Annotated in this window: 15 protein-coding genes; 8 read left to right on the plus strand and 7 right to left on the minus strand. The window is 63.2% G+C overall.

The features are described 5' to 3' along the window. Positions 1-32 precede the first annotated feature (32 nt). Positions 33-1,187 carry a serine hydrolase domain-containing protein gene (locus AWX27_RS01995; protein ID WP_060419721.1) on the minus strand — a complete coding sequence of 385 codons (1,155 nt, stop codon included), beginning with the start codon at positions 1,185-1,187 and terminating at the stop codon, positions 33-35. Positions 1,188-1,289: 102 nt separating this feature from the next. Between AWX27_RS01995 and AWX27_RS02000 the strand changes: the two genes are divergently transcribed. Beyond that, positions 1,290-2,198, plus strand: coding sequence for a LysR family transcriptional regulator (locus tag AWX27_RS02000; RefSeq protein ID WP_060419124.1), 909 nt, complete (start codon positions 1,290-1,292; stop codon positions 2,196-2,198). A gap of 26 nt (positions 2,199-2,224) precedes the next feature. On the opposite strand, the gene blaSRT is transcribed toward AWX27_RS02000, so the two are convergent. Continuing rightward, on the minus strand, positions 2,225-3,361 hold the full coding sequence (gene blaSRT / locus AWX27_RS02005) for an SRT/SST family class C beta-lactamase (protein WP_060419126.1): 1,137 nt from the start codon (positions 3,359-3,361) through the stop codon (positions 2,225-2,227). A 206-nt stretch (positions 3,362-3,567) separates the two neighbouring features. Between blaSRT and AWX27_RS02010 the strand changes: the two genes are divergently transcribed. After that, positions 3,568-4,449 (plus strand): LysR family transcriptional regulator, encoded by an 882-nt coding sequence (locus tag AWX27_RS02010; protein WP_060419128.1) that lies wholly within the window; start codon positions 3,568-3,570, stop codon positions 4,447-4,449. Here AWX27_RS02010 and AWX27_RS02015 read toward each other — a convergent pair. Continuing rightward, positions 4,446-5,477, minus strand: a complete 1,032-nt coding sequence (locus AWX27_RS02015) for a Mal regulon transcriptional regulator MalI (RefSeq protein WP_060419130.1) — start codon at positions 5,475-5,477, stop codon at positions 4,446-4,448. The two genes, AWX27_RS02010 and AWX27_RS02015, sit on opposite strands and share 4 nt — an antisense overlap. Before the next feature lie 221 nt (positions 5,478-5,698). Between AWX27_RS02015 and malX the strand changes: the two genes are divergently transcribed. Together malX and AWX27_RS02025 are read left to right on the plus strand one after the other, a co-directional pair. Then, positions 5,699-7,318 (plus strand): maltose/glucose-specific PTS transporter subunit IIBC, encoded by a 1,620-nt coding sequence (gene malX / locus AWX27_RS02020; RefSeq protein ID WP_049201912.1) that lies wholly within the window; start codon positions 5,699-5,701, stop codon positions 7,316-7,318. Further along, on the plus strand, positions 7,311-8,492 hold the full coding sequence (locus AWX27_RS02025; RefSeq protein ID WP_060419132.1) for a MalY/PatB family protein: 1,182 nt from the start codon (positions 7,311-7,313) through the stop codon (positions 8,490-8,492). Before malX ends, AWX27_RS02025 begins: the two co-directional genes overlap by 8 nt. A 32-nt stretch (positions 8,493-8,524) precedes the next feature. Here the strand turns inward: AWX27_RS02025 and AWX27_RS02030 are convergent, their stop codons facing one another. Both AWX27_RS02030 and AWX27_RS02035 read right to left on the minus strand, forming a co-directional pair. Then, on the minus strand, positions 8,525-8,893 hold the full coding sequence (locus AWX27_RS02030; RefSeq protein ID WP_060419134.1) for a hypothetical protein: 369 nt from the start codon (positions 8,891-8,893) through the stop codon (positions 8,525-8,527). Beyond that, on the minus strand, positions 8,890-9,486 hold the full coding sequence (locus tag AWX27_RS02035) for an NUDIX hydrolase (protein ID WP_060419136.1): 597 nt from the start codon (positions 9,484-9,486) through the stop codon (positions 8,890-8,892). The genes AWX27_RS02030 and AWX27_RS02035 overlap by 4 nt, the downstream gene beginning before the upstream one ends. A gap of 97 nt (positions 9,487-9,583) precedes the next feature. Here AWX27_RS02035 and AWX27_RS02040 point away from each other — a divergent pair, with 97 nt between their 5' ends. The 3 genes from AWX27_RS02040 to AWX27_RS02050 all read left to right on the plus strand — a co-directional run bounded on the left by AWX27_RS02040 (position 9,584) and on the right by AWX27_RS02050 (position 12,132). After that, positions 9,584-10,339: a DeoR/GlpR family DNA-binding transcription regulator gene (locus tag AWX27_RS02040; protein ID WP_049201919.1), complete on the plus strand. Its 756-nt coding sequence runs from the start codon at positions 9,584-9,586 to the stop codon at positions 10,337-10,339. A gap of 136 nt (positions 10,340-10,475) precedes the next feature. After that, positions 10,476-11,474 (plus strand): adenosine deaminase, encoded by a 999-nt coding sequence (gene add, locus AWX27_RS02045; RefSeq protein ID WP_016927887.1) that lies wholly within the window; start codon positions 10,476-10,478, stop codon positions 11,472-11,474. 112 nt (positions 11,475-11,586) lie between these two features. Then, the gene (locus AWX27_RS02050; protein WP_060419138.1) at positions 11,587-12,132 is read left to right on the plus strand and encodes an AAA family ATPase; all 546 of its coding nucleotides are present in this window, start codon (positions 11,587-11,589) and stop codon (positions 12,130-12,132) included. An 11-nt stretch (positions 12,133-12,143) separates the two neighbouring features. Here the strand turns inward: AWX27_RS02050 and AWX27_RS02055 are convergent, their stop codons facing one another. Then, complete coding sequence (locus AWX27_RS02055; protein WP_038873888.1) at positions 12,144-13,148, minus strand: bile acid:sodium symporter family protein; 1,005 nt, start codon at positions 13,146-13,148, stop codon at positions 12,144-12,146. 74 nt (positions 13,149-13,222) lie between these two features. After that, the gene (locus tag AWX27_RS02060; RefSeq protein ID WP_060419140.1) at positions 13,223-14,263 is read right to left on the minus strand and encodes an oxidoreductase; all 1,041 of its coding nucleotides are present in this window, start codon (positions 14,261-14,263) and stop codon (positions 13,223-13,225) included. A 231-nt stretch (positions 14,264-14,494) separates the two neighbouring features. Between AWX27_RS02060 and AWX27_RS02065 the strand changes: the two genes are divergently transcribed. Continuing rightward, positions 14,495-14,935 carry a DUF2569 domain-containing protein gene (locus tag AWX27_RS02065; RefSeq protein ID WP_047567683.1) on the plus strand — a complete coding sequence of 147 codons (441 nt, stop codon included), beginning with the start codon at positions 14,495-14,497 and terminating at the stop codon, positions 14,933-14,935. The last annotated feature ends 10 nt before the right edge of the window (positions 14,936-14,945 follow it).

Here is a 14,945-nt window from a genome sequence, read left to right on the forward strand (position 1 = left end):
TGATCAAGGGCCCCCTGCGGGGCCCTTTTTATTTACGCCGCGTAAACCGCATCGCGGATCTGCTGCGGATAGCGGCCGCACATGCCCTCAAACGCGGTGTTGGTCAGTATCACCACGCTCAGCTGCGCCTGTGGGTCAAAGAACCAGCTGTGGCCGTAAACCCCGCCCCAGGTCAGCGTGCCGGCATGCTGCGGCGTCTGTGCCGCTTCTGCGTCCACCAGCAGCGCCCCGCCAAAACCGAATCCCCAGCCCGGCCCTTGCGTTTGCGCCTGCGCGCCCACGTGCGGGCTGCGCAGCAACGCCACCGTGTCCGGCTGCAAAATGCCCTGCCCGCCGCTGCGTAATGCCTCCACCAGCTTCAGCACGTCGTCGGCATCGCCGACCATGCCTGCGCCGCCGGAAGGATAGGCCCCGGCGTTGAGCGCCCGCATCGGTGAAAACAGCACCTCGCCCCCCGCCATCTCCTTCGGCAGTGCCACCCGCAGGCCTTCATGCATGCGCTGCGGCCCTTGCGGGGTGTTGTAATACGGCGTCGCCAGGTTCGCGGCGTCCGTCGCATGGAACGCGGTATTGCCTAGCCCCAGCGGCTGCGCCACCCATTCGACAAACAGCTGCGGCAGCGGCATGCCCGTCACCCGTTCCAGCACCGCACCAAGCACGTCGATCGCCAGCGAATAGTTGAAGCGCTCCCCCGGCGCCGACAGCAACGGCGCCTGCGCCAGCAGCCGCAGGTTTTGCTCCAGCGTCAGCGTCGACAGCTCCACGCCGTCCTGGATCCCCAACTGATGATAAACGCCCGCCGGTGGTTGGTTCAGCCGGTAGTCCAGCCCCGCGGTATGGCTCAGCAAATGACGAATCTTGATCGTCGGGCGCCGGCCGTCGGCGAGCGCCGGAGTAAACCACGGCAGCCACTCGCTGACCGCGTCGTCCAGGCTCAGCTTGCCCTGTTCGATCAGGCGCAGCGCCGCCAGCGTGGTATAGGGTTTGGAGACCGACGACAGCCGGAACTGCGTTTCTCGCCGCATCGGCCGCCGCGCTTCGCGATCGGCATAGCCGGCCGCCCCGGCGTAACAAATCTCGCCCTGCCGCGCCACCAGCACCACGCTACCCACGATGCGCCCTTCGGCCATCGCCTGTTGATCGATCGCCGCGATCCGTTCTGTTAACGCCCGTTGTTCTGCCGACATGATTTTCATCTCGCGAATGGAAAGTAAAATCAGTCTAAAAGGTTCGTCATAAATTAAAATAAGGCATAATTTAATGAATCATTAAGCACAGGTTATTGATAGATGAGTTCACTCCTGCAGCTGCTGCCCTATTTCGAAGCCGTCGCACGCCTGGGCAACTTTACCCGCGCGGCCAGCCAGCTCGGCGTCACGCCGCCGGCGGTGTCGCAAAACATTCAGACGCTGGAGAATCAGCTGGGAGTGCGGCTATTTCACCGCACCAGCCGCTCGGTGCGCCTCAGCGACGAGGGCCGGTTGTTCTATCAGAAGGTGTCGCCGGCGATGAGCCAGATCGACGTGGCGGCGGACGACGTGCGCGCCCTGGGCGCACAGCCGGCGGGCCAGCTGCGCATCACGCTGCCGCAGCTGGCCGCCTCGCTGCTGGTGATGCCGCACCTGGCGGAATTTCAACGGCGCTATCCCGACGTGCAGCTGGAGCTGTTTACCGAAGACCGCTTTTCCGATCTGGTGCTGGGCAGTTTCGATGCCGGCATTCGCATGCACGCCATGCTGCAAAAAGACATGATCGCCGTGCCGATCGACAACGGCCAGCGCCGGGTGCTGGTCGCCTCGCCCGACTATCTGGCGCGCTGCGGCGTTCCGGCCACGCCGGACGATTTGCCTGCTCACCACTGCCTGCGCTACCGTTTCCCCGGCAGCGGCAAACTGGAACCCTGGTATTTTAGCCTGGGCGACGATGAACGCGCGCTGGACGTCAGCGGCAGTTTGATTTTTAACGAAGATCGGCTGATCAAGGATGCCGCGTTGGCAGGCCTGGGTATCGCACAGCGTTTTCAGGGCACGGTGTTGCAGGAGCTGGCGCAGGGGCAATTGGTGGAAGTGCTGCCGGGTTACGCCAGCGAAGCGTCGGGCTTTTTCATCTACTTTCCCGCCGGCAAGCATCTGCCGCTCAAGCTGCGCGCCTTTATCGATTTCATGCGCGAGCGGCGTGAACGGCAGCACCGGTGGTAGGGGCGCCTCGCCGGCGCCCCTGACCGTCAGCGCTTCTCCAGCGCCTGGATGATGTGGTAAGCCGCTTCGACGCGATCGTCGTTCGGGAACCACTTGTTGGCCAGCATCACCACGGCGATATTCTTCGCCGGGATAAATACCGCGTAGGTGGAGAAACCACCGGTGGAGCCGGTTTTGTTATACCAGCCGGCGCGCAATTCCGGCTGCGGCGGCGTGATGGCGCTGGCCGGCGTGCCGTTCATAATCATCCCGGCGTTGTTGCCTTCAATCAAACGCGACAGTTTCACCGGATACGGGTAGTTCTCCCACATCAGATCCTGCGTGAACGCGCCCGCCTTGTAATAACCGACGTGCGTCGCGGCCAGCGCGTCGCGCCACGGCTGCGCTACCTTCACCTGCTGCAGGTTGGCGTCCAGATAGCGAATCAGATCGCGGGCGTTAGACTTGATGCCGTAAGACTCGGCGTCCAGCGGACCGGGGTTGACCCGCACCGGCTTATCGTCCTTGCTGTAACCCTGCGCATAGTTGGCCATCTGCGCCGCCGGCACCTGCACGTAGGTGTGGCTCATGCCCAACGCCGGCAGCATCCCCTGTTCCATCGCCTGGATAAACGGCTGGTCGAGGCTCTTGGCGGCGATCATGCCCAGCATGCCGATGCCGAGGTTGGAATAGACGCGGTAGCTGCCCGCCGGGTGTTTCGGCTGCCAGGCCCGGTAATAGGCCATCAGCTGGGCGTTGTTGGTCACGTCATCCGGCACAAACAGCGGCAGGCCGGAGGTGTGGGTCGCCAGATTCAGCAGGCTGACGCCGTCGAAGGCGCTGCCGCGCAGCTCGGGCAGATAGTGGCTGGCCGGGTCTTTAAACGACAGTTTGCCCTGCTGCTGCGCATAGACCGCCAGCGTCGCGGTGAAGGTTTTGCTCAGCGAGCCCACTTCAAACAGCGTCTGCTCGGTGATCGGTTTACCGGTCTGCTTCGAGGCGACGCCATACGGGTAAATCTGCTGTTTGCCGTCGACCGACACGGCGATCGCCATGCCCGGCACGCCGTATTTTTTCATCAGCGGCTGAATAACGGCGTCGATATCCTGCTGCTGTGCGGCGTGCGCGGTCGGCAGGATCAGTGCGGCGATCAGCGCGGCCGCCAGGCGGTTCATTTTCGTCATGATAGAAGCTCTTAGGTTGCAGGGCATCGGCCGCGGCCAAAAGTTTTTATTGGCGTTATATACGGCGCTTTCCCTGATTGATGATGTCATTCCTTTACGGCTGCCGTGACACTCTGAGCAGCCGCGCCAAATATCGGATTTTGCCGCCGGGTTGACAAGCAATAATAATTTCAGCCAGCATAAAGAAAAACTTATGGCTATCGACAATGCGCAATCGACTTCCCCTCAACGCCCTGCGGGCGTTCGAATCCTCCGCTCGTCACCTGAACTTCACCCGCGCCGGTCTGGAGCTGCGCGTCACCCAGGCCGCCGTCAGCCAGCAGGTGCGCATGCTGGAAGAACAGCTGGGCATTCAGCTGTTCCGCCGCCTGCCGCGCGGGCTGGATCTGACCGAAGAGGGCCAGGCGCTGCTGCCGGTATTGAGCGACGCCTTCGACCGCATCGAGGCGGTGCTGCAGCAGTTCGAAGGCGGGCATTTCCACGAGGTGCTGACGGTGGCGGTGGTCGGCACCTTCGCCGTCGGCTGGCTGATGCCGCGGCTGGCGGCGTTCCGCACGGCGCACCCGTTTATCGATCTGCGGGTGCTCACCCACAACAACCTGGTCAATCTGTCGGCCAACGGCATGGATTTCGCCATCCGCTTCGGCGAAGGGCTCTGGCCCGCCACCTGCAATATCAAGCTGTTCGACGCGCCGCTGACGGTGCTCTGCCCGCCGGCGGTCGCCGCGCGCCTGCGCACGCCGCAGGATCTGCAGCACGAGCAGCTGATGCGCACCTACCGCAAGGATGAATGGGAGCGCTGGTTCGCGGCGGCACAGGTGACGCCGTGGCGGATCAACGGCCCGGTGTTCGACTCGTCAAGGCTGATGGTGGAAGGCGCGATCCAGTGCGACGGCGTGGCGCTGGCGCCGGTCAGCATGTTCCGCCGCGAACTGACCGCCGGCGCGCTGCAGCGGCCGTTTGCCGCCGAGGCCGCGCTCGGCGCCTATTGGCTGACCCATTTGAAATCGCGGGATCTGACGCCGGCGATGAAAACCTTTATCGGCTGGATCCGCCGGGAGGCGGAAGAGGAACAGCGGCAGGGCTAGGCGGAACCGCGCCGGATCAGCGTCGGCGGCAGAATGACATTCTGCGCCGGCAGGTCGGCGTCACCGATGCGCTGCAGCAGGCGCGCGGCGGCGCTGCGCCCCACTTCCCGCGCCGAGCTGGAGACGAAGGTCAGCGGCGGCTCGGTCAGTTCGGCTTCCGGCACGTCACCGAAGCCGATCAGCGCCACCTGCCGTCCGTAGTAGGCGTCTACCCCTTCCGAACCTATGCTGCGGCCGCTGCGCGCCAGGCCAAAATAGGCGCCGAGCGCCACCGACGCCTTGTGGCAGACGATGGCGGTAATGTTCGGGTAATGGCGCAGCAGTTGCTCCGCCGCTTCCGCCGCCTCACGCTGCCGGCAATCGCACTCGACGATCCATTCACTGCGAAACGGCAGGCCGTACTGCACCAGCGTGGCGCAAAAGCCGCCCAGCCGCTCGGCGCGCGTCAATGAATCGCTCTGGCCGCCGAGGTAGGCGATTTGGCTGTGGCCGCGCTTGATCAAAAATTCGGTGGCCAGCTTGGCGGCCTGCATGTTGTCCGGCCGCACCACGTCCACGCCATCGAGACCGCTGGAGCGCGCCACGCAGACCAGCGGTACGCCCTGCTCGGCCGCCTTCTCCTTCAGGCCCGCCGCCGCGCGAATGCCGCCCGCCAGCACGATGCCGTCGACGCCCTGCGCCAGCAGCGCGTCAAACGCCCGCTGCAGGCCCTGGCCGTCGCGCCCGCTCTGCGTCAAAAACAGCAGCTTGTCGTGCGCCTCCAGCGCTTCGCTCAGCCCGGCGGTCATTTCGGCATAGAAAGGTTCGCAGATGTCGCGCAGAATAAGGCCAATCACCCCGGACTCCCCGCCGCGCAGCGTCGCCGCCTGGCGATTGCGCACGTAGCCCAGCAGCTCTATCGCCTGATTGACCTTCTCGACGGTGGTCGGCGAAATGCGCCCCTTGCCGCTCAACACCAGGGAAACCGTGGTGACCGACACGCCCGCCTGCTGCGCCACATCGGTGATGGTGATTTTTTTGATGCTCATAGTCTCTGCGAACCCGTTCCTGGGCAACCCGCCGTAATGATCAAGGGTATACCGAATCCGTTAGCTCAGTAAAACGTTTTACTGCCTGCCGCATTGTCGCCAAAAACCGGGCGGCAGATTTGTGATTGGCGGCGCATTTTTGCTAGGTAAAACGTTTTATCTTCTTTTTACCTAATCAGAAGTCCCCTTTTTGCTCGTCTTTTCGCCAGGAGAAGTCGGTTATGTCAGCAGCCAACAAACCAAAAATCACCCTCTGGGAGTTCTTCCAGAGCCTGGGCAAAACCTTCATGTTGCCCGTCGCCTTGCTCTCTTTCTGCGGCATCATGCTGGGGATCGGCAGCTCGCTGAGCAGCCGCGACGTGATCACCCTGATGCCGTTTATCGGCCACCCGATCTTCCAGCTGATCTTTACCTGGATGAGCAAGGTCGGTTCCTTCGCCTTCAGCTTCCTGCCGGTGATGTTCGCCATCGCCATTCCGCTGGGCATGGCGCGCGAAAACAAGGGCGTCGCCGCCTTCTCCGGCTTCGTCGGCTTCGCCGTGCTGAATTTGGGCACCAATTTCTACCTGACCGCCGCCGGCGTGCTGCCCACCAGCGATCCGCTGGTGCTGAAAGCCAACAACATCCAGAACATTCTCGGCATTCAGTCTATCGATACCGGCATCCTCGGCGCGGTGATCGTCGGCATCATCGTCTATCGCCTGCATGAACGCTTCCACACCATCCGCCTGCCGGACGCGCTGGCGTTCTTCGGCGGCACGCGCTTCGTGCCGATCGTCACCACCGTGGTGCTGGGCCTGTGCGGCCTGGTGATCCCGCTGATCTGGCCGTGGTTCGCCGCCGGCATCACCGGGCTGGGCTGGGTGATCAACAGCGCCGGCGCCTTTGGCCCGATGCTGTTCGGCACCGGCGAACGCTTGCTGCTGCCGTTCGGCCTGCAGCACATACTGGTGGCGCTGATCCGCTTTACCGAGGCGGGCGGCACGATGGAAGTGTGCGGCCACAGCGTCAGCGGCGCCCTGACCATCTTCCAGGCGCAGCTCTCCTGCCCAACCACCACCGGCTTCGCCGAGAGCGCCACTCGCTTCCTTTCGCAGGGTAAAATGCCGGCGTTCCTCGGCGGGCTGCCGGGCGCGGCGCTGGCGATGTATCACTGCGCCAAACCTGAGAACCGCCATAAAATCAAAGGGCTGTTGATTTCCGGCGTGGTGGCCTGCGTGGTCGGCGGCACCACCGAGCCGATCGAGTTCCTGTTCCTGTTCGTCGCACCGTTCCTCTACCTGATCCACGCACTGCTCACCGGGTTGGGCTTTACCGTGATGGCGCTGCTGGGCGTGACCATCGGCAACACCGACGGCAATATCATCGACTTCGTAGTGTTCGGCATTCTGCACGGCACCGCCACCAAGTGGTATCTGGTGCCGGTGGTGGCCGCCGTCTGGTTCGTCGGCTATTACGCCATTTTCCGCTTCGCCATCCAGCGCTTTAACATCAAAACGCCGGGCCGCGAAAGCGACAGCGCCGTCAGCCAGAGCGCGCCGGCCGGCGCGGTGGGCAAATCCGGCTACAACGTGCCGGCGATTTTGGCGGCGCTCGGCGGCCCGGACAACATCATCACGCTGGACAACTGCATCACCCGCCTGCGCCTGTCGGTCAACGACATGAGCCGGGTGGACGACGCGGCGCTGAAAGCCAACCGCGCCATCGGCGTGGTGCATCTCAACGAGCATAATCTGCAGGTGGTGATCGGCCCGCAGGTGCAATCGGTGAAGGATGAATTAGACTCACTGATAGCCACGGCGCAACCTGCCGCGGCGCTGCAGGGAGCCACCCATGTTTGATTTCGCCACCCCGATCGACCGCCACGGCACCTGGTGCACCCAGTGGGACTATATCGCCGATCGCTTCGGCAGCGCCGATCTGCTGCCGTTCACCATCTCCGATATGGATTTCGCCACCGCGCCGTGCATTCTCGAGGCGTTGCAGCAGCGCCTGCAGCACGGCGTGCTGGGCTACAGCCGCTGGCAGCACGAGGATTTTCTCGGCGCGCTGCGCCACTGGTATCAGCAACGTTTCAACGCCGCCATCGACACCGCAACGGCGGTGTACGGCCCTTCCGTTATCTACATGGCGGCGCAGCTGATCCGCCAATGGTCCGTACCGGGCGACTACGTGGTGACCCATACTCCGGCCTACGACGCCTTCTACAAGGTGATCCTCGCCAACCAGCGCCAGCTTTTGGCCTGCCCGCTGCAAAAAGCCGGCGACGACTGGCGCTGCGACATGGCGCACCTTGAGGCCTTGCTGGCGCGGCCGCAGACCAAGATCCTGCTGCTGTGCAGCCCGCATAACCCCACCGGCAAAGTGTGGCGCCGCGACGAGCTGCAGCAGATGGCCGAACTGTGCGAGCGCCACGACGTGCGCGTCATCAGCGATGAGATCCACATGGACATGGTCTGGGGGGAACACCGCCATACGCCGTGGAGCCAGGTGGCGACCGGCGGCTGGGCTCTGCTGACCTCCGGCTCCAAGAGTTTCAATATCCCGGCGCTGACCGGCGCCTACGGCTTCATCAGCGACGACGCCAGCCGCGAAGCCTACTTCCAGCAGCTCAAAGCCCGCGACGGCCTCTCCTCGCCGGCGGTGCTGGCGGTCGCCGCGCACGTGGCCGCCTATCGCCACGGAGAACCCTGGTTGGATTCCCTGCGCGACTATCTGCAGGATAATCTGACCTACGTCGCCGAGCGGTTGGAACAGGCGTTTCCGGCGCTGGGCTGGCGCCCGCCGCAGGCCACCTACCTGGCCTGGATCGATCTGCGGCCGTTGGCCGTTGACGATCGGGCGCTGCAGCAGGTGCTGATCGAGCGCGAAAAGGTGGCGATCATGCCGGGCTTTACCTACGGCGAGGAAGGTCGCGGGTTCCTGCGCCTCAACGTCGGCTGCCCGCGCAGCAAGTTGGAGGCCGGCATGGACAAGCTGATCGCTGGATTGCGGTTGGTGCTGGGCGAGCAATAGCGCGAGGGGGCGAGCCTCTGCCCGCCCCTCGATTACCCCTGAACAGGCGGAATGTCCTCCAGGCGGCGATAGACCGTCAGTCCCCACTCGTTGGCCAACCGCACGTCGTTATCGGCTCCCGCAGACGCCCCTTCGATGCGATACACCGCCTGACACTGCGCAATCAGCCGATGCGCCACCGGGTAAAGAAACGCCTCGCTCACCGCATCGCCAACCTGAGTGGAACCCGCCGCCGCCGCCAACGGCAGCGCCAGCCACTCGCCGATCACCGGCACGTGCCCCCGCTGGTAAACCGCCAGCGCCGCCTGTTCCAGGCGCGCCAGATTGGCGGCGATACGCTGCGGATCGCCATCGGTGCCGCTGCGATAGGGGCCGGCGATCAAGATTTGTTGGGCTTTCATCGTTCTTCCTCCAATGTCCGGTTCAAGGCGACAAACTGCAGCAGCATGATGGTCTTGGCGTCAACGATCGTGCCCTGGCGAACCGCCTGCAGGGCTTGCGCCAGCGGCAGCTCGAGCACCTCCAGATCTTCCCCCTCCGCCGCCACCCCGCCGCCCTCGTTGATGCGGTCGCCCGCCTGATATTCGCCGACGAAAAAGTGCAGCTTCTCGGTGACCGAGCCTGGGCTCATGTAGGCTTCGAACACCTTTTCCACGCTCTGCACGAAATAGCCGGTTTCCTCTTCCGCTTCGGCGCGGATGCGCGCCTCCGGCGACGCGTTGTCCAGCAAACCGGCGGCGGCCTCAATCAACATGCCGTCATGGCCGTTGACGAACACCGGAAAACGGAACTGGCGCGTCAGGATCACCGTTTGCGCCTGCCGGTTGAACAGCAAAATCACCGCGCCATCGCCGCGATCGTAGGTCTCACGGCTTTGTCGCTGCCAAACGCCGTCGCGCCGCAGAAAATCAAAGGTGGTTTTTTTCAGCAGGTACCAGTCATCGGACAACACCCGGGTTTCGACAATGCGAACCCTGTCTTTGGTGGCTATCATCGGTTTACTCCGCCAGAGGAAGGAAATTGATACTATCGTGCAATTTCGTGTATGATCAAGGAATTTCGTGCAACCCAAATTTGAGAGGAAAATGGCCATGTTGACCAGCCAGCGCAAGAAGATCATCCTGGAAAAACTGGCCCAGGACGGCCAGGTGTTGGCCAAGCAGCTCAGCGAAATGTTTGGGTTGTCGGAAGATACTGTCCGGCGCGATCTGCGCGAACTGGACGCCGAGGGGTTGCTGCAGCGGGTACATGGCGGCGCTCTGCCGGTTTCCTCTGCCATTGCCAGCTTCGCCGAGCGCAATCAGTTGGAATCCGGCGCCAAACGCGCGATCGCCAAAGCCGCAGCGGCGCTGATCGCCCCCGGCCAGGTAGTGATTATCGACGGTGGCACCACCTCTGCAGAACTGGTCCGGCAGCTGCCGCTCAACCTGAACGCCACCATCGTCACCCACAGCCCCAGCGTCGCCGTGGGCCTGGTCGATCACCCCACGGTGGAGGTGATCCTGATCGGCGGCCGGCTGTACAAGCATTCGATCGTCAGCGTCGGCGCCGCCGCGGTGGAGGCGATGTCGCATATTCGCGCCGATCTCTATTTTATGGGCGTGACCGGCGTGCACCCCACTGCAGGGCTGAGCACCGGCGATCTGGAAGAGGCCTACATCAAGCGGGCGCTGGCGGCCCGCGCGGCGGAAACCGTGGTGCTGGCTTCCGCCGCCAAGCTTAACGCCGCCTCGCAGTATGCGATCGGTGACATTACGCTGGCGCATACCATCATCGTTGAACGCGCCACCGACGACGCATTGATCGCGCCGTTGCAGCAGGCGGGCGTCAGCGTGTTGAAAGCCTGATTCACGACGATAATGCGATACACCTCGCATTATTTGTGATGTAAGTCACTTTTTTATGCAACGAGATGGCAAGTTTCATTCATTTGTTTTTATACTGTTCTGCACTTTACCTACGATAAATTAGCGAGTGCCCAGCATGATCGATCCCCGCCTACCGCTTACCGACATTCACCGCCATCTCGACGGCAATATCCGCGCGCAGACCATTCTCGACCTCGGTCGCCAGTTCAATCTCGCCCTGCCGGCCAACGATTTGGAGAGCCTGCGCCCGCACGTGCAGATCACCCACGCCGAACCGGATCTGGTCAGCTTCCTGCAGAAACTGGACTGGGGCGTAGCGGTGCTGGGCGATCTGGACGCCTGCCGCCGCGTGGCCTACGAAAACGTCGAAGACGCCGCCAACGCCGGCCTGCACTACGCCGAGCTGCGTTTTTCCCCTTACTACATGGCGATGAAGCACCAGCTGCCGGTCGCCGGCGTGGTGGAAGCGGTGATCGACGGGATCCGTTCGGGCTGCCGCGATCGCGACATCGACATTCGCCTGATCGGCATCATGAGCCGCACCTTCGGCGAGGCCGCCTGTCTGCAGGAACTGGAAGGATTGCTGGCGCACCGCGACGGCATTACCGCGCTGGATTTGGCGGGCGATGAGCTGGGCTTCCCCGGCAGCCTGTTCCTCAGCCACTTCAACCGCGCGCGCGACGCCGGCCTGCGCATCACCGTGCACGCGGGCGAAGCCGCCGGCCCGGAAAGCATCTGGCAGGCGATCCGCGAGCTGGGCGCCGAGCGTATCGGCCACGGGGTGAAAGCGGTCGAAGATCCGGCGCTGATGGACTTCCTGGCGGAACACGGCATCGGCATCGAATCCTGCCTGACCTCCAACATCCAGACCAGCACCGTGCCTTCGCTGGCGCAGCATCCGCTGGCCACCTTCCTGCGCCACGGCGTGCTGGCATCGATCAACACCGACGATCCGGCGGTTCAGGGCATCGAGATCGAGCACGAATACCGCGTCGCCGCGCCGCAGGCCGGGCTGACGCCGGAGGAAATCCGCACCGCACAGGAAAACGGCCTGAAGCTGGCCTTCCTCAGCGAGCAGGAAAAACAGGCGCTGCGCGCCAAAGTTCAGGGTTAAATCTCCCCAAGGCGCCAAGCGGCGCCTTCTTCTCACCCCCCCCATTTTCTTCCGCCTGCTCGTCTTTATCGCTGTTTTCACCCATAGCTCTGCCGCAAGAGAGGAATTCCGTATGTCTGACAAACTACGCCGCATCGTGCTGACCGGCGGCCCGGGTTCGGGCAAAAGCACGCTCATCGACGTTCTTCATCGCCGAGGTTACCCGCATTCGCAGGAGGCGGGCCGGGCGATTATTCAGGATCAGGTGGGTATTGGCGGCAATGCGCTGCCATGGGGCGATCGCCAGGCTTTCGCCGAGCGGATGCTGGATTGGGAGCTGCGCTCATGGCGAGAAGCGACGGGCGCAACATGCTGGTTCTTCGATCGCGGCCTGCCGGATATCGCCGGTTACCTGACGCTGTGCGGGTTGCCGATCCCCGCCCCCTTAACCGCGGCGATCGGCGCTTTTCGCTATGCCGATACGGTGTTCATCGCCCCACCGTGGCGAGCGATCTACGCGCAGGACAGCGAGAGAAAACAATCTTTCGCCGAAGCCGAGCAGACCTACCAAGCGATGTTGGCCGTCTACCGCCGATCGGGTTATCGGCTGCAGGAACTGCCGCGCGCCTCACCCAACGAGCGCGCCGACTTTCTGCTCGACGCGCTGGGCTGCCGTTAGCGGCCTGTGCTCTATTTGGCCACCAGCGCCTCCGCCTCGGCCCGCTGTTTGGCGGTTTTACGCGCATAGCGCTGCGCCAGCACCGCGCACACCATCAGTTGCACCTGGTGGAAAATCATCAGCGGCAGCACCATGGCGCCCACCGCTGCAGCCGGGAACAGCACGTTGGCCATCGGGATGCCGTTCGCCAGGCTCTTTTTCGAGCCGCAGAAAACGATGGTGATCTCATCGGCGGTATTGAAGCCCAGCCAGCGCGCCGCATAGGTGTTGATCACCAACACCACCGTCAGCAGCACCAGCGACATCACCAGGATGGTCAGCAGCGACCAGCCGTCGATACGGTGCCAAATCCCTTCCACCACCGCCGCGCTGAACGCGGTGTACACCACCAGCAGGATCGACGAGCGGTCGGTCAGGTTGATCAGCTTGCGATGGCGATCGACCCACTTGCCGATCAGCGGCCGCGCCAGATGGCCAACCACGAACGGCACCATCAGCTGCAGAATGATTGAACCGATGGCGTGCAGCACGTCGGTGTTGCCGCCCTGGGTATGCATCAACGCCCCCACCAGCAGCGGCGACAGGAACACGCCGAGAATGCTCGACGCCGAGGCGCTGCAGATCGCCGCCGCCACGTTGCCGCCCGCCGCCGAGGTAAAGGCGATGGCCGATTGCACCGTGGCCGGCAGCGCGCACAGGTAGAGGAAGCCGAGATAGACCGTCGGCGTCATAATGCCCGGCACCAGCAGGTTCATCGCCAGCCCAAGCAGCGGGAACAGCGCAAAGGTACTGAGGAACACCAGCAGATGCAGCTTCCAGTGGCTCATGCCGGCGACGATCGCCTCGCGCGACAGCTTGGCGCCGTGCATAAAGAACAGCAGCGCGATGGCGGCGGTGGTCAGGTGTTCAAAGAAGGTTTTCCAGATGCCTTCGCAGGGGAACAGCGAGGCGACGATCACCACCAAGATCAGAACCAGCAAAAATTTATCAATGCGCAAACGCTGCAACCAGGACATGAAACGGATTTCCTTGCACGTAAAGTCGTAAAAAGGCCCGACGTTGCGCCGGGCCACTGGAGAAACGGGCGGTATCAGGCCACCGGCAGCGCCTGCTGCAGCCGGGCCGACTCCAACCCCAGTTCGATCAATGCCATCACCGCAATGGCGTCGGCGGCCGGCACCGGGTTTTCGCCTGTGCCGGCGATCGCGTCGCGCACCGCGGCGTAATAGGCCGGGTAATTGCCGGGAATGTTGAGCAGCGGTTGCTCCGCCAGCAGATCGCCACGTGACAGCGTCACTACGCCGTCGCGCATGTCATAGCCCCAGTCGGCCTGCGGCAGGCGCTCGCCGGCCTTCAGCCGGTCTTCCTGCGGGTCCAGGCCGTATTTGATATAGCTACCGCGGGTGCCGTGCACCACGTAGCGCGGGCTCTCCGCCGCCGCCAGCATGCTGGCGTGCAGCACCACGCGGCGATTGCCATAGCTCAGCAGCGCGTGGAAATAGTCCACCGCCTGCGCCCCCGGCCGCAGCTCCCCCAAATCGACGAACAGCCGGTCGGGCTTGCCGAATAACTGCAACGCCTGATCGAGCAGATGCGGCCCTAAATCGTACCAGATTCCGCTGCCGACGCCGCCTTGTTCGCGCCAGCGCTGGCGCACCTGCGGCCGGTAGCGATCGAAATGCGACTCGAAATAGACCACCTCGCCCAGCGCACCCTCATTCAGCAGCGCTTTCAGGGTAAGGAAGTCGCTGTCCCAGCGGCGGTTGTGAAATACCGACAGCAGCAAACCGCTCTGCTGCGCCTGCTGTTGCAGCGCCTGCGCTTGTGACAATGTCACGGTAAACGGTTTATCCACCACCACATGCTTGCCGGCGGCCAGCGCCTGCTGCGCCAGAGGGAAATGGGTATCGTTGGGGGTAGGAATCACGATCAGATCGAGGGCCGGATCGGCGAACAGCGCCTGCGCATCGCCCACCACCGCCATCGACGGCCAGTCGGCGTGCACTTTGCCGGCATCGCTGCTGGCGACAGCGGCCAGCTCGAACCCCGGCGTACCGGCGATCAGCGGCGCATGAAAGGTTTTGCCGGCGTAGCCGTAACCGACCAGCCCAACACGAATTTTTTCAGCCATGGGATTTCCTCTTGCAGGCTCACGACAGACCTTTCGATTTGACACCATGCGGCCGGATGGAACAAGAAGTAAATGAGATGTTAATTTGAAGCAGGCTCAATACGGCGTCGAGTAGCCAAACGTGCTGCCACGCGCCGCGATGCCGGGCTATCCGGTTGATAGAGATGACGAAGCCGGTATTACCCGCTAAGCTATGCCGCCTGTGATCCCCGTTTCAATCAGGAAGCCTTTATGTCTCAAGCTGAATACTCTCGTATCGGCGGTTGGTTGCTGGCCCCGATGGCCTATCTGATCGTCACCCTGCTCAGCGCCAGCCTGATGCTGCTCCTGTACGCCATGGCGATCTTTATGCCCGAGTCGCGCGACTACCTGCTGACCAACGCCCAGGCGTTTACCCTGCAATGGTACTTTTCGGTGCTGACCACGCTCTTGATGTGGTGCTTCACCCTGTGGCTGCTGTGGCTGTTTTGCCAGCGCTCGCAGCGCTTCCCCAAGCTGTTCTTGCTGTGGCTGCTGATCACGGTGATCCTGGCGGTGAAAGCCTTCGCCTTCGCGCCGGTACCGGATGAAGTGGCGGTGCGCAGCCTCGGCTGGCCGCTGCTGATGGCGGCGTTGCTGGTGCCTTACATCAAGCGCTCGCAGCGGGTCAAAGGGACCTTTACCGAACGTTAAAGGCGGTTGC

This window comes from Serratia sp. 2880STDY5682894 (assembly GCF_001537385.1).
GTDB classification, from domain to species: domain Bacteria; phylum Pseudomonadota; class Gammaproteobacteria; order Enterobacterales; family Enterobacteriaceae; genus Serratia; species Serratia nevei.

What these genes read in the sequence shown, in the direction of transcription:
- AWX27_RS02015 (WP_060419130.1), bottom strand. Translation starts at nt 5,477, where the DNA reads ATGAGCATCAAAAAAATCACCATCACCGATGTGGCGCAGCAGGCGGGC.
- AWX27_RS02035 (WP_060419136.1), bottom strand. Translation starts at nt 9,486, where the DNA reads ATGATAGCCACCAAAGACAGGGTTCGCATTGTCGAAACCCGGGTGTTG.
- AWX27_RS02010 (WP_060419128.1), top strand. Translation starts at nt 3,568, where the DNA reads ATGCGCAATCGACTTCCCCTCAACGCCCTGCGGGCGTTCGAATCCTCC.
- AWX27_RS01995 (WP_060419721.1), bottom strand. Translation starts at nt 1,187, where the DNA reads ATGTCGGCAGAACAACGGGCGTTAACAGAACGGATCGCGGCGATCGAT.
- AWX27_RS02030 (WP_060419134.1), bottom strand. Translation starts at nt 8,893, where the DNA reads ATGAAAGCCCAACAAATCTTGATCGCCGGCCCCTATCGCAGCGGCACC.
- add (WP_016927887.1), top strand. Translation starts at nt 10,476, where the DNA reads ATGATCGATCCCCGCCTACCGCTTACCGACATTCACCGCCATCTCGAC.
- AWX27_RS02065 (WP_047567683.1), top strand. Translation starts at nt 14,495, where the DNA reads ATGTCTCAAGCTGAATACTCTCGTATCGGCGGTTGGTTGCTGGCCCCG.
- AWX27_RS02025 (WP_060419132.1), top strand. Translation starts at nt 7,311, where the DNA reads ATGTTTGATTTCGCCACCCCGATCGACCGCCACGGCACCTGGTGCACC.
- AWX27_RS02060 (WP_060419140.1), bottom strand. Translation starts at nt 14,263, where the DNA reads ATGGCTGAAAAAATTCGTGTTGGGCTGGTCGGTTACGGCTACGCCGGC.
- malX (WP_049201912.1), top strand. Translation starts at nt 5,699, where the DNA reads ATGTCAGCAGCCAACAAACCAAAAATCACCCTCTGGGAGTTCTTCCAG.
- AWX27_RS02050 (WP_060419138.1), top strand. Translation starts at nt 11,587, where the DNA reads ATGTCTGACAAACTACGCCGCATCGTGCTGACCGGCGGCCCGGGTTCG.
- AWX27_RS02055 (WP_038873888.1), bottom strand. Translation starts at nt 13,148, where the DNA reads ATGTCCTGGTTGCAGCGTTTGCGCATTGATAAATTTTTGCTGGTTCTG.
- blaSRT (WP_060419126.1), bottom strand. Translation starts at nt 3,361, where the DNA reads ATGACGAAAATGAACCGCCTGGCGGCCGCGCTGATCGCCGCACTGATC.
- AWX27_RS02000 (WP_060419124.1), top strand. Translation starts at nt 1,290, where the DNA reads ATGAGTTCACTCCTGCAGCTGCTGCCCTATTTCGAAGCCGTCGCACGC.
- AWX27_RS02040 (WP_049201919.1), top strand. Translation starts at nt 9,584, where the DNA reads ATGTTGACCAGCCAGCGCAAGAAGATCATCCTGGAAAAACTGGCCCAG.